Source organism: Roseisolibacter sp. H3M3-2, assembly GCF_029211165.1.
GTDB lineage: Bacteria > Gemmatimonadota > Gemmatimonadetes > Gemmatimonadales > Gemmatimonadaceae > Roseisolibacter.
This window is the reverse complement of the sequence record NZ_JARGEK010000100.1, coordinates 1-13736: the sequence shown is the minus strand read 5'-3', so window position 1 is coordinate 13736 and position 13736 is coordinate 1. Positions and strand designations below refer to the sequence as shown.

General features: G+C 76.9%; 7 protein-coding genes. 3 read left to right on the top strand and 4 right to left on the bottom strand.

From position 1 onward, the window contains the following. Nucleotides 1-74 precede the first annotated feature (74 nt). The 3 genes from PYV61_RS10540 to PYV61_RS10530 form a co-directional block, all read right to left on the bottom strand. A complete protein-coding gene (locus PYV61_RS10540; protein ID WP_275831148.1) occupies nt 75-1505 on the bottom strand; it encodes a glutamate synthase subunit beta in 1431 nt (476 codons plus the stop codon). Further along, nucleotides 1399-6036, bottom strand: a complete 4638-nt coding sequence (gene gltB, locus PYV61_RS10535; protein WP_275831146.1) for a glutamate synthase large subunit — start codon at nt 6034-6036, stop codon at nt 1399-1401. Before gltB ends, PYV61_RS10540 begins: the two co-directional genes overlap by 107 nt. Nucleotides 6037-6305: 269 nt before the next feature. Then, the gene (locus PYV61_RS10530; RefSeq protein WP_275831144.1) at nt 6306-7628 is read right to left on the bottom strand and encodes an amino acid permease; all 1323 of its coding nucleotides are present in this window, start codon (nt 7626-7628) and stop codon (nt 6306-6308) included. A gap of 90 nt (nt 7629-7718) precedes the next feature. Here PYV61_RS10530 and PYV61_RS10525 point away from each other — a divergent pair, with 90 nt between their 5' ends. The 3 genes from PYV61_RS10525 (at nt 7719) to PYV61_RS10515 (ending at nt 11137) form a co-directional block, all read left to right on the top strand. Then, nucleotides 7719-8309, top strand: a complete 591-nt coding sequence (locus tag PYV61_RS10525) for a TIGR00730 family Rossman fold protein (protein ID WP_275831142.1) — start codon at nt 7719-7721, stop codon at nt 8307-8309. Between the two features lie 37 nt (nt 8310-8346). Further along, nucleotides 8347-9306 (top strand): diacylglycerol kinase family protein, encoded by a 960-nt coding sequence (locus tag PYV61_RS10520; RefSeq protein ID WP_275831140.1) that lies wholly within the window; start codon nt 8347-8349, stop codon nt 9304-9306. 82 nt (nt 9307-9388) lie between these two features. Further along, nucleotides 9389-11137, top strand: a complete 1749-nt coding sequence (locus tag PYV61_RS10515) for a carboxypeptidase-like regulatory domain-containing protein (protein ID WP_275831138.1) — start codon at nt 9389-9391, stop codon at nt 11135-11137. A 13-nt stretch (nt 11138-11150) separates the two neighbouring features. On the opposite strand, the gene PYV61_RS10510 is transcribed toward PYV61_RS10515, so the two are convergent. After that, on the bottom strand, nt 11151-13313 hold the full coding sequence (locus PYV61_RS10510) for a PBP1A family penicillin-binding protein (RefSeq protein WP_275831136.1): 2163 nt from the start codon (nt 13311-13313) through the stop codon (nt 11151-11153). Nucleotides 13314-13736 lie beyond the last annotated feature (423 nt).

Below are 13736 nucleotides of genomic sequence, written 5' to 3'. Positions count from 1 at the left end.
CGCAGGTCGCAGGTCGCAGGTCGCAGGTCGCAGGTCGCAGGTCGCAGGTCGCAGGCGGTCAGGCGGTCAGGCGGTCAGGCGGCTCCCGCCGCGCGCGCCCCCCGCCACGCCGCGCGCCGCCGCAGGTGGACCTCGCCCGCCACCGCCGCGTCGCGCCGCTCGCGGATGTTGCACACCAGCAGCGACGCCCCGCGCCGCACGTCGCCGGCCGCGAACACGCCGGGCACCGACGTCGCGTGCGCCGCATCCGTCGCCACCGCGGCGCGCGCGTCGAGCGCCACGCCGAGCTGCCCCAGCAGCCCCTCGCGCCGCGGGCCGGTGAAGCCCATCGCCAGCAGCACGAGGTCGCACGGGATCTCCAGCGGCTCGACCGGGTCGCCGCCGACGCGCGTCGCGCGCAGCGCCGTCACGCGCCCGTCGCGCCCCACGAGCTCCGTGGTCGCCACGCGCCAGTCGCGGCGGCCCCCCTCCTCGTGCGCGTGCGAGGTGCGCAGCTGCATCGGCCACAGCGGCCACGGCGTCGACGCGTGCCGCTCGGCGGGTGGCTGCGGGAGCAGCTCGAGCTGCGTGACCTCGCTCGCGCCCTGGCGGTGGCAGGTGCCGACGCAGTCGGAGCCCGTGTCGCCGCCGCCGATCACGACCACGCGCTTGCCGCGCGCGTCGATCGCGACTTCCGGCGACGCCGGATCGCCGGCCACGCGGCGGTTCTGCTGCGACAGGAAGTCCATCGCGAGGTGCACGCCGGCCAGCGCGCGCCCCGGCACGGCGAGCTCGCGCGCCACCGGCGCGCCGCCCGCGAGGAGCACCGCGTCGTGGTCGCGGCGCAGCGCGTCGCCGTGCAGGTCGACGCCGACGTCGACGCCCGTCGCGAAGCGCACCCCCTCCGCCTCCAGCTGCGCGAGGCGCCGGTCGAGCACCGACTTCTCCAGCTTGAAGTCGGGGATCCCGTGGCGCAGCAGCCCGCCCGGCCGCGCGTCGCGCTCGAACACCGTCACCGCGTGCCCCGCGCGCCGCAGCTGCTGCGCGGCCGCGAGCCCCGCCGGCCCCGAGCCGACGACCGCCACGCGCCACCCCGTCTCGCGCGACGGCGGGCGCGGCGCGATCCACCCCTCGGCGAAGCCGCGGTCGGCGACCGCCTGCTCGATGCTGCGGATGGCGACCGGGCGGTCGACCACGCCGAGCACGCACGCCGACTCGCAGGGCGCCGGGCAGAGGCGCCCCGTCAGCTCGGGGAAGTTGTTGGTCGCGTGCAGCGCGTCGAGCGCCTCGCGCCACCGGCCGCGGTGCACGAGGTCGTTCCACTCCGGGATCAGGTTCTGCACCGGGCACCCCGTGTCGCCCTGGCAGAACGGGACGCCGCAGTCCATGCACCGCGCGCCCTGGGCGCGCAGCTCCCCCTCAGGGCTGGGCGAGTAGAACTCGCGCCACGTCGCGACCCGCTCCGCGATCGGCAGCCGCCGCGGGTCCGAGCGCGGGATGGTGAGGAAGCCCTTCGGATCGCCCATGCTCCTGCTCCTGGCGGGTGTGGGTGGCCGGCCGCCCGCGCTCGGCGAGCACGCGCTTGTACTCGCGCGACATCACGCGCACGAAGCGCGGCGCCGCGGCGTCCCAGTCCTGCAGCAGCGCCCGCGCGCGGGCGCTCCCCGTGAGGCGCCAGTGGCGGCGCACCAGCCCGCGCAGCAGCGCGAGGTCGGCGCGGTCGTCCACCGGCTCGAGGTCCACCAGCCCCGGGTTCACGCGGCGCACCAGCGCGCCGTCCTCGTCGAGCACGAAGGCGACGCCGCCGCTCATCCCGGCGGCGAAGTTGCGCCCCGTGGCGCCCAGCACCGCGACGACGCCGCCGGTCATGTACTCGCACCCGTGGTCCCCGACCCCCTCCACCACCGCGACCGCGCCGCTGTTGCGCACCGCGAACCGCTCCCCCGCGAGCCCGGCGACGAACAACTCCCCCGACGTGGCGCCGTACAGCGCGACGTTGCCCACGAGCGTCGTGCGCGACGGGTCGAAGGTGGCGTCGCGAGGCGCGCGCACGATCAGCGTGCCGCCCGACAGCCCCTTCCCCACGTGGTCGTTGGCCTCGCCCTCCAGCGCCAGCGTGACGCCGCGGGCGCAGAAGGCGCCGAAGCTCTGCCCCGCCGAGCCGGTGAAGCGCAGCCGGAGCGCCCCGGGCGGCAGCCCGGTCCCGCCGAAGCGGCGCGCGACCTCGCCCGAGAGCATGGCGCCGACGCTGCGGTCGACGTTGCGCACGTCGAAGGCGGCGCGCACCACGCCGCGCGGGCGCGCCGGCGCCGCGGCGAGCAGCGCGCCGGCGGCGGCGTGGCGCTCGTGGTCGAGCGCGCGGGCCAGCACGTCCACCGTCTCCCCCGCCCACCGCCGCGCCACGTGGTCGCCCACCGCCGGGCGGTGCAGCAGCGCGCGCAGGTCGAGGGTGCGCGCCTTCCAGTGGTCGCGCCGGTCGCGCGGCACCAGCGCGTCGGTGCGCCCCACCATCTCGTCGATCGTGCGGAAGCCCAGCCGCGCCATGTGGCGCCGCGCGTCCTCGGCGACGAGGAAGAGGTAGTTGACGACGTGCTCGGGCTGCCCCCGGAACTTCGCCCGCAGCACCGGGTCCTGCGTCGCGATCCCGACCGGGCAGATGTTCAGGTGGCACTTCCGCATCATGATGCACCCGCCGACCACCAGCGGCGCGGTCGCGAACCCGAACTCCTCGGCGCCCAGCAGCGCGGCGACCACCACGTCGCGCCCCGTCTTGAGCTGCCCGTCGGTCTGCAGCCGCACGCGCCCGCGCAGCTCGTTGAGCACCAGCGTCTGGTGCGCCTCGGCGAGCCCCAGCTCCCACGGCGTGCCGGCGTGCTTGATGGACGACAGCGGCGACGCCCCCGTGCCGCCCCCGTCGCCGGCGATCACGATCAGGTCCGCCCGCGCCTTGGCGACGCCCGCCGCCACGGTGCCGACGCCGACCTCGGAGACCAGCTTCACCGAGACCGCGGCCCGCGGGTTCACGTTCTTCAGGTCGAAGACCAGCTGCGCCAGGTCCTCGATCGAGTAGATGTCGTGGTGCGGCGGCGGCGAGATGAGCGTCACGCCCGGCGTCGAGTAACGCGTGCGCGCGATCGTCGCGTCGACCTTGGGGCCGGGGAGCTGCCCGCCCTCGCCGGGCTTGGCGCCCTGCGCGATCTTGATCTGCAGCTCGCGCGCGCTGACCAGGTACTCCGCGGTCACGCCGAAGCGCGCCGAGGCGACCTGCTTGATCGCGCTGTTCCGCTCCGTGCCGTAGCGCTCGGGCTCCTCCCCGCCTTCGCCGCTGTTGGAACGGCCGCCGACGCGGTTCATCGCCGTCGCGAGCATCTCGTGCGCCTCGCGGCTGAGCGACCCGAACGACATCGCCCCCGTGACGAAGCGGCGCACGATCGCCGCCGCCGGCTCGACCTCCTCCAGCGGCACGGCCGTCCGCTCGGCGAACGCCAGCTGCCCGCGCAGCGTGGTCGCCGCGTGCTCGGCGTCGGCCGCGGCCGCGAACTCGTCGTAACGCGCGCGCGCCGCGTCCCCCTCGGCGGCCGCCGCGTGCTGCAGCGCCGCGATGGTGGTCGGGTTCCAGGCGTGGCGCTCCCCCTGCGCGCGCCAGTGGTACTCGCCCCCCGGCTCCAGTCGCCCGTCGGGCGCGGGGCGGAAGGCGGCGGCGTGGCGGCGCAGCGTCTCCTCCGCCACCTGCGCGATCTCCAGCCCGCCCACGCGCGACGGCGTCCCCGGGAAGTGGCGCGCGACGAGGCGCGGACCGAGCCCGACCGCCTCGAAGATCTGCGCGCCGTAGTACGACTGGAGCGTCGAGATCCCCATCTTCGACAGGATCTTGAGCAGCCCCTTCTCCACCGCCCTGATGTAGCGCGCCTCCGCCGCCGCCTCGTCGACGCCGTCGGGGAGCCGCCCGCCGCGCGCCAGCGCGGCCAGCGACTCGAAGGCGAGGTACGGGTTCACCGTGCCGGCGCCGTAGCCGAGCAGCAGCGCCACGTGCGTGACGTCGCGCGCCTCGCCCGTCTGCACGACGAGCCCGGTCTGCGTGCGGAGCTTCTCGCGCGTGAGGTGGTGGTGCACCGCCGCCGTGGCGAGCAGCGACGGCACCGGCGCCCAGTCGGCGTCGACGCCGCGGTCGCTGAGCACGAGGATCGTGTGCCCCTCGCGCACCGCCTGCTCGGCCTGGCGGCAGAGCGAGTCGACCGCCTGCTCCAGCGCGCGCGCGCCGCCCCCCGCCGGGAAGAGCATGCGCAGCGTCCGGGCGCGGAACCGCGGGTCGGCGATCCCGGCGATGCGCGCCAGCTCGTCGTTGGTGAGCACCGGGCCGCGCACCCGCACGCGCACCGCGTGCGCCGGGTGCTCGCCGAGCAGGTTGCCGTCGGGCCCGACGTAGGTGGCGAGCGACATCACGAGCTGCTCGCGGATCGGGTCGATCGGCGGGTTGGTGACCTGCGCGAACAGCTGGCGGAAGTACCGGAACAGCAGCTGCGGGCGGTCGGAGAGCACCGCCAGCGGCGTGTCCGTCCCCATCGACCCGGTCGGCTCCTCGCCGGTGGCGGCCATCGGGGCGAGCACCGCCTGCAGCTCCTCGCCGGTGTAGCCGAACGCCGCCTGCCGCTCGCGCAGCGCCGCCGCGTCGGGGGGCGGCGCGCGGTGCGACTCGGGGAGCTCGTCGAGCCCCACGCGGCCGGCGGCGACCCAGGCGCGGTACGGGCGGCGCGACGCCACGCGCGCCTTCACCTCCTCGTCCCCCTCGATGCGCCCGGCGACCGTGTCGACGAGGAACATCTTCCCGGGCTGCAGCCGCCCCTTGGCGCGCACGCGCGCCGCCGGCACCTCCAGCGCGCCGGCCTCCGACGCCAGCACCACCACGTCGTCGGTGGTCACCAGCCAGCGCCCCGGGCGCAGCCCGTTGCGGTCGAGCGTCGCGCCGACCACCCGCCCGTCGCTGAACGCGACCGCCGCCGGCCCGTCCCACGGCTCCATCATCGTCGCGTGGAACTCGTAGAAGCCGCGGCGGTCGAGGTCCATGTCGCGGTTCTCCTCCCACGCCTCGGGGACGAGCATCATCATCGCGTGCGCCGGCGAGCGCCCGCCGCGCACCAGGAACTCGAGCGCGTTGTCGAGCGACGCCGAGTCGCTCTGTCCCTCGGCGACGATCGGGTAGAGCTTGGCCAGGTCCTCGCCGAACCGCCGCGAGCGCATCCGCCCCTCGCGCACGCGCATCCACGCCACGTTGCCGCGCAGCGTGTTGATCTCCCCGTTGTGGCAGAGCATCCGGTACGGGTGCGCGCGCGCCCACGTCGGGAAGGTGTTGGTCGAGAAGCGCGAGTGGACGAGGGCGATCGCGCTCGCGTACGCCGGGTCGGCGAGGTCGCGGTAGAAGAGCGGCAGCTGCGCCGGCGTCAGCAGCCCCTTGTAGACCACCGTGCGCGACGAGCAGCTGGCGACGTAGAAGCCCTCGCGCGCGCCGACCGCGTGCTCGACCTGGCGGCGGACCACGTACAGCCGCCGCTCCAGCGCGCGCCCGCGCAGCCCCGCGCCGTCGAGCACCGCCTGGCGCACCGCGGGGGCGCTGCGCCGCGCGACCTCGCCCAGCTCGCCCGGCGCGACGGGCACGTCGCGCCACGCCAGCACGCGGAGCCCCTCCTCCGCGGCGGCGCGCTCGGCGAGCAGCTCGCAGGCGCGCCGCTCGGCGGCGTCCTGCGGGAGGAAGCACATCGCCACCCCGTAGGCGCCCGCGGGCGGCGGCTCGACGCCGCGGGCCGCGAGGTCGGCGGCGAGCAGCGCGTGCGGGAGCTGCGTGAGGACGCCGGCGCCGTCGCCGGTGCACGGGTCGCACCCCGCGCCGCCGCGGTGCGACAGGTTCTCGAGCAGCCGCAGCGCGTCGGCGACGATGGCGTGCGAGGCGGCGCCGCGCGCGTGGGCGACGAAGCCGATGCCGCACGCGTCGTGCTCGAAGCGCGGGTCGTAGAGCCCCTGGGGCTCGGGGAGGCCGTTCATCGCCGTGTCACGCCGTCGCACGGGTGGTCATGCGAAGGCCCCTCCCGACCGCGCGGTCAGGAGGGGCCGGGGGGGCCGGAGTCCTGACGCGTGTTACCGCTTGGCGGCGCGCGCGTTGTTCGCCGGCGTCGCGAGGGCGCGAGTCGGGGCGAGCGGACGCGGGGCGGCGGCGGGGCGCGTGTGGGACACGATCGCACCGTACGGACCGCGCACGCGACGCGCAAGCGCGCGCGACGCCCTTTCTCGCCGAATGGATTTAATTCAGCGCGCGTACGATCTATTGGTACGGCTCACGTACGAACTCCGCGCCGCCTCCAGTACAGGAAGGCGGGGACGCCGAGCGCCAGCAGCAGCGCGCCGCGCAGCGCGTTGCCGGGGTCGGAGAGCACCGAGCCGGCCACCACGTACGCCGACGCCGCGCAGAACGCGACCACGCTCCACGGGTAGAACGGCGCGCGGTAGCCGCCGGCGTCCGCGCCCGACGCGGCGTCGCGCCGCCGGATCACGACCAGCGCCGCCGCCGCGAGCCCGAAGAAGATCCAGTCGGCGAACGTCACGTAGTCGAGCAGCTGGCCGTAGCTCCCCACCAGCAGCAGCGCCGACGCCCACGCCCCCTGCGCCACGATCGCCGCCACCGGCGTGCGGAAGCGCGGGTGCAGCCGCGCGAACGCGGCGAAGAACAGCCCGTCGCGCGCCATCGCCTGGTAGACGCGCGGCGACACCAGGATCACGAGGTCGAGGAAGCCGAACGTCGACGCCGCGATCCCGGCCGCCACCAGCGTGCGCCCGGCCGGCCCGGCCACGCGCGCAATCGTGTCGGCCGCCGGCGCCGTGCTGGCCGCCAGCCCGTCGACGCCGAGCGCGCGGAGGTACGCGACGTTCGCGCCGAGGTACACGAGCACCACCAGCAGCACGCCGAGCGTCAGCGCCCTGGGCAGCGTGCGCTCGGGCGCCTCCAGCTCCTCGGCGACGAAGTTCGTCTGCTGCCACCCGCCGTACGCGAACAGCACCGGCACCAGCGCCGTGCCGACGATCCGCACCAGCGACCCCTCGGCCGGCGCGAGCGCCGGCGCCGCCGCGGCCGCGTCGACCGGCGCCAGCAGCCCCGCGCCGAGCAGCACGGCGAGCGCCGCCAGCTTGAGCACCGTGAAGACGTTCTGCGTCACCGCCCCCGGCGCCACGCCGACGATGTTGACGAGCGTCAGCAGCGCCACCGCGCCCAGCGCCACCGGACGCTGCGCCCCCTCGGGCGCGCCGACCAGCGACGTCGCGTAGCCGGCGAACGTCATCGCCACCGCCGCGATCGCCCCCGACGAGATCACGAGCAGCAGCGCCCATCCATAGAGGAAGGCGGGGAGCGGCCCGAAGGCGTCGCGCAGGTACGCGTACCCGCCGCCGGCCTGCGGGCGCCGCCGTCCCAGCTCGGCGAAGATCGCCGCGCCGAGCAGCGCGACGAGGGCGCCGAGCCCCCAGACGGCGAGCGTGAGCGGCGCGGTCCCGGCGCGGCGCGCGACCACGGCCGGGTTCAGGAAGATGCCGGAGCCGATGATCCCGCCGACGACCAGCATCGTGGCGGAGAAGAGGCCGAGGCGGCGGGCGTAGGCGGGAACCATGAGCAAACCTACCGACGCTGCGGGCCGCGGGCTGCGGGCTGCGGATCCCGACCGGACCCGCAGCCCGCAGCCCGCCGTTAGCTTGTCGCCATGACTCCCCTCCGCTCCGTCTGCGTCTTCTGCGGCTCCAGCCCCGGCGTCGACGGGCGCCACGCCGACGCCGCGCGCGACTTCGGCGCGCGGCTCGCCCGCCGCGGCCTGACCCTCGTCTACGGCGGCGCGCGGCGGGGGCTGATGGGCGCGCTCGCCGACGCGGCGCTCGAGGACGGGGGGCGCGTCACCGGGATCATCCCGCGCGGGCTGTGGGCGCGCGAGGTCGGGCACACGGGGCTGAGCGAGCTGCTCGTCGTCGACACGATGCACGAGCGCAAGGCGCTGATGGCCGAGCGCGCGGACGCGTTCGTGGCGCTCCCCGGCGGCGCCGGGACGCTGGAGGAGCTGTTCGAGGCGTGGACGTGGGCGATGCTCGGCATCCACGCCAAGCCGGTCGCGGTGCTCGACGTCGACGGCTTCTTCGCGCCGCTGCTGGCGATGGTCGACCACATGACGGAGGCGGGGTTCGTGCGCGCGGCTCACCGCCAGATGCTGCTCGTCGACGACGACGCCGACCGCCTGCTGGCGCGCCTCGCCGCGTACGAGCCCCCGGCCGTCGAGCGCTGGCTGACCCCCGACGAGCAGTGAGCGGCCGGTAGCGCGGAACCTGCACCGGGGGGCGGCGATGCCCGACGGCGCCCCCATCCCCGCCTTCGTGAACCCCGACGCGGGGAGCGCCGCCGACGGGCGCGCGGCGGTCGCCGCCGACCCCCGCTTCGCGCTGCGCGAGGTGCGCCTCGACGCGCGCGCCGACGCGCTGCACGCCGACGCCGCGCGCGGAACGCCGCGCGTGCTGGTCGCCGGGGGCGACGGCACGATCACCTTCGCCGCGCGCGCGCTCGCCGGCACCCGCACCGCGCTCGCCGTCCTCCCCGGCGGGACGCTCAACCACTTCGCGCGCGACCTCGGGCTCCCGCCGGGCGACCCGGCGGCGTGCCTGGAGGCGGCGGTGCGCGGCGCCCCGCGCCCGGTCGACGCGGCGACGGTGAACGGCGAGTTGTTCCTCGGCACCAGCTCGGTCGGCGCCTACGTGCGCTTCGTGCACGCGCGCGAGCGGCTGGAGGGCTACGGGCTGGGCTACCGCATCGCCAGCGCGCTGGCCAGCGCGTGGATCTGGCTCCGGCTGCGCGCCTTCACCGTCGTGGTCCGCGCCGGCGAGCGGCCCGGCGACGCCGAGCGGCGCTACCGCACCCCGCTCGTCTTCGTGGCCGTCGGCGAGCGGGCGATGACGGTCGGGGAGCGCGGCGGGCGGCTCCCCGGCGGCGCGCGCCGACTCCAGCTCCTGGTGCTCGACACGCAGTCCCGCTGGCAGGTGATCGCGCTCGCCGCGCGGCTGGCAGCCGCCGGCCCCGACGCCGCCGACGCGGGCGCCGGGCTCGACGTGTCGCTGGTCGACGCCTGCGAGATCGAGCTGCGCCGCCCGTGGGGGCGGGTCTCGACCGACGGCGAGCTGACGCCGATGCGCGCGCCCCTGCACTACCGGATGGCCCGCGGCGCGCTGCTGGCGGTGGCGCCCCCGGCCGACCTCGCGGCGGGGCCCTTCGCCGCCGGCGCGCCGGACGACCCGCCGGTTGACACCGCGTGAACCCCGGGGCGCCCGCCGAGAGTTGACGGTGTGCGCGCCCGGCGGCAGCTTCGCCCATCGGGCCCCCCGCCCGCCCCGTCGCATGCCACGCCCACCCCTCGCGCTGCTCGCCGCCCTCCTCGCCCCCGCCGCCGCCGGCGCCCAGACCGTGGTCGGGCAGGTGGTGGACGGGGCCGACGGCGCGCCGCTCGCCAGCGCCGTGGTCTCGCTGCTCGACACCGGCCGCGTGCGCGTCGCCGGGGTGCTCACCGACAGCGCCGGCCGCTTCACCCTCCGCGCCCCCGGCGCCGGCAGCTGGACGGTGCGCGCCGACCGCGTCGGCAGCGCCAGCGCGGCCTCCGAGCCGCTCGTCCTCGGGGTCGGCGACAGCGTCTCGATCCGCCTCGCCCTCGGCGCCGCCGCGCGCCTGTCGGCGGTGCGCGTGACGGCGCGCGAGCGGTGCCGCGTGCGCCCCGCCGAGGGGGAGTCGGCGGCGCGGCTGTGGGACGAGGCGCGCAAGGCGCTGGTCGGCACCGCGGTCGGCGAGTCGCAGGGGCGGCACGCGACGCGGCTCGGCACCTTCGTGCGCGAGATGGAGCCCGACCGGAAGACGATCCGGCGCGAGGTGTGGACGATGCGCCCCTCGACCATCCAGGCGTTCCGGTCGATGGACGTCGCCGACCTCGGGGCGCGCGGCTTCGTCGAGCCCGCGCTGAGCGCGTCGGGCGCCGACTCGGTGGTCTACTACGCCCCCGACGCCGAGGTGCTGCTCTCCGACGCGTTCCTCGAGTCGCACTGCCTGCGCGCCGTCCGCCCGCCGCCGACGCGCCCCGGGCAGCTCGGCCTGGCCGTCGAGCCGGTGCCGCGCCGTGGGGAGAAGCGCGCCGACGTGCGCGGCACGCTCTGGATCGACACCGCGTCGTTCGAGCTGCGCGACTTCGAGTTCGAGTACGTCGACCTGCCGCCGAGCGTCCCGCCGGGGCGCGCGGGGGGGATCGTCGGCTTCGCGCGCACCCCCGACGGCGCCTGGTTCGTCGACCGGTGGATGATCTCGATGCCGGCGCAGGAGGTCGTGTCGCACGTGCGCGCCGCCACCCCCACGCTGCACAACCTGCACGCGCGCGACGTGCGCGAGGACGAGATCGTGGCCCGGCTGACCGAGGTCGGCGGGCGCGCGATCGTCGAGGGGGTGCCGCCGCGCCGCGACGGCCCGACCGTGCTCTCCGGGATGCTGCGCGACAGCAGCAGCGCCGCGACCCCGGGCCCGCTGGAGCGCGCGCGCATCTCGGTGCTCGGCACCCCGTACGCGGCGGAGGTCAACGAGGCGGGGGAGTTCTACCTCGAGGTCCCGCGCGCCGGCGACTACGTGGTGCGCGTGGACGCGCCGCGCGCCGCCTCGCTGGGGCTCGGGTGGACCCAGCTGCTGTCGATGCAGCCCGGGCGCGAGCTGCGCGTCGAGGCCGCGGTCCCGTCGGCGTCCACGCTCCGCCGCCTGCACTGCACCGCGGGGACGGCGGAGTCGCCGCTGGTCGCCGGCGTCGTGCGCGCGTGGCAGGCCGAGCGCCGCGGCGACGTGCCGCAGCTGCGCGCCGCCGCGGGCGTGTCGGTGGAGGTCGAGTGGCGCGAGGCGGCGTGGCCCGCCGACTGGAAGGAGCGCAGGACCGTGCGCACCGACGCGCGCGGCAGCTTCCGCGTCTGCGACCTGCCGGCGGGCGCGCTGGTGACGCTGCGCGCGCGCCGGCCGGGCGCCGAGAGCGAGCCGTGGTCCGGCCCCGCGCCCGCCGGCGCCGTGGTCGTGCAGGACCTGCTGCTGGTGTCGGCGCGCACCGTCGGCGCGCGCACGAGCCCCTAGCGCGCCGCGCGGCTCACCAGCGGAAGATCTTCCCGAGGGCGCGCTTCAGCTTGGAGCCGCCCTTCTTCGCCGCCTCCTCGACCTGCTCGCCGATCTGCGGCGGGAGGTTCTGCCACACCGGCTCGGGCTCGGGCGCGTAGTGCTCGGCGCACCGCTCGGTCGGCTCGGTGCCGGCGCGGAACCACTCGTCGCGCGTCACCGGGCACCACTCGCCGGCCAGCTGCCCGTTGTAGGCGTCGATGCGCCGCTGCACGAGCCCCGCCGGCGGCTGCCAGTCCTGCCCGCGCTCCTTCCACCCCGCGGCGTAGAACTCGGCCCACGCCGGCGCCGCCAGCCGCCCTCCCGAGGCGCCGCGCCCCATCGACCGCGGCTCGTCGTAGCCGAACCAGAAGCCGGCGACGAGCGTCGGCGTGTAGCCGACGAACCAGACGTCGGTGCCGTCGTTGGTCGTGCCGGTCTTGCCGGCCACCGGGTCGCGCACCCCCGCCGAGCGCACCGCGGTCGCCGTCCCCTCCTCGACCACCGACTTGAGCATCGAGGTGAGGAGGTAGGCGTCGCGCGCGTCCATCACGCCGACCTTCGACGGCTCGCTCGTCCACAGCGTCGCGCCGTCCACGCCGGCGATGCGCGTCACGAGGCGCGGCACGACGCGGAAGCCGCCGTTGGCGAACGGGGCGTACGCCGACACCAGCTCCAGCGGCGTCACCTCGGCGGCGCCGAGGGCGATCGCGGGGTTGGGCTCGATCTTGGAGACGATCCCGTTCTTGCGCGCGCGCTCGACGACCTTGGCCTCGCCGAGCGAGCGGCTGACGCGCACCGTGGCCGCGTTGGCCGACTTCATGAGCGCGCGGCGCAGCGTCGTGTGGCCGAGGTACTCGTCGTCGAAGTTGCGCGGCGCCCACACCTGGCGGCCGATCTGCACCTCGACCGGGACGTCGTCGACCTCGGTGGCCGGCGACATCCCCGCCTCGAGGGCGGCCGCGTACACGAACGGCTTGAACGCCGAGCCGGGCTGGCGGCGCGCGCGCAGCACGCGGTTGAAGTTGCCGCGCTCGTAGCGGCGCCCGCCGACGAGGGCGCGCACGTCGCCGCTGCGCGGGTCGAGGGCGACCATCGCCCCCTCGACGCCGTCCTTGCGCCCCGTCATGTCGTCGATCGCGTCGGCGCGGCGCTGCACCGCGCGCTGCGCGGCGCGCTGGGCCGCCAGGTCGAGCGTCGTGTGGACGGTGAGGTCGTTGGACTCGATGCCCAGCGCCTCGCGCACCGAGTCGACGATCGCGCGCACCGCGTCGAGCGCGTAGCTGTCGTCGGCGCGGTCGGGGCGCCACTCGTTGGCGGGGACCACCAGCCGCTCGGCGACGCCGGCGCGCGCCGCGTCGGCGGTGAGGTAGCCCTCGCGCGCCATCAGGGCGAGCACGAGGTTGCGCCGCCGCAGCGCGCGCTGCGGGTGGCGGCGCGGCGTGTACGCGCTCGGCCCCTTGGGGAGCGCGGCCAGCATCGCCGCCTGCGCGACGGTGACCTTCTCGATCCCGCGCCCGAACAGGTCGCGGCTCGCCCCCTCGACGCCGTACACCCCGTTGCCGAGGTAGATGACGTTCAGGTAGAGCTCGAGGATCTGCTCCTTGGTCAGCGAGTGCTCGATGAGCCGCGACAGGCGCAGCTCGAGGAGCTTGCGGGCCATCGAGCGCTCGCCCTGCCGCTCGACGGCGAAGGTGTTGCGCGCCAGCTGCATCGTGATCGTGCTGAACCCCTCGCGCACGCCGAGGGCGCGCACGTTGACCGCGCTGGCGCGCAGCACCCCGCGCCAGTCGACCCCGTCGTGGTCGAAGAAGCGGCGGTCCTCGGTGGCCACGAACGCCTGGCGCACGTGCAGCGGCACGCGGGCGAGCGGGACGTTGGCGCGGCGCACGGCGCGCACGCGGCCGAGCGTCTGGCCGCGGCGGTCGAGGATCTTGCCGCCCTCGCTGGGGCGGAAGGCGCGGATGTCGGCGCTGGTCGGGCACCGCTCGAAGCCGCAGGTCGCCAGCCAGACGTCGCCGACGACGACCACGGCCAGGAGCAGCACGAGGGCGAGCAGTCCGGGCCACTGCCGCCGCATCCAGACGCGCGCGGGGACCCGCGGGTCCGGGCGGAGGCGGGCGCGGAGCTGGGCGAGCCGGTCGCGCAACGAGGGCATGGGTGTGGGGCGGGGAGCGTGGAGTGCCGCCTCCGTCGCAACGCACGGCGCAAGCCAGCCCCCGCGGCCGGGGACCGATGCCGTCACTGCCGGTCATACCGCCGCCGGGCCCGGGAGTTTCCGGGCGCCTTGCGCGGCCGTGCTACTGTACGAGCGTCCGCCCCCGCGCGCAGCGGCGCGCGTCACGGTCGCGCCCGCTCGTGACCCGCGCCGCGCTGCCGCGTCCCGCGGACGTCCCGCCTCGTTCCCGCCCCGTCGCCGTCCCCTCTCGATGTCGTTCCGTGTCCTCCCGACCGCGCTCGCGCTGAGCGCGGCCGCCCTCGCCGCCTGCGCCGGGGGCGAGTCCGCCCCCGCCGCCGAGTCCGCCCAGACGCCCGCGGGCCAGACGCCCGCCGCCGCCGGCGGCGAGGTCGCCGCGGCCGC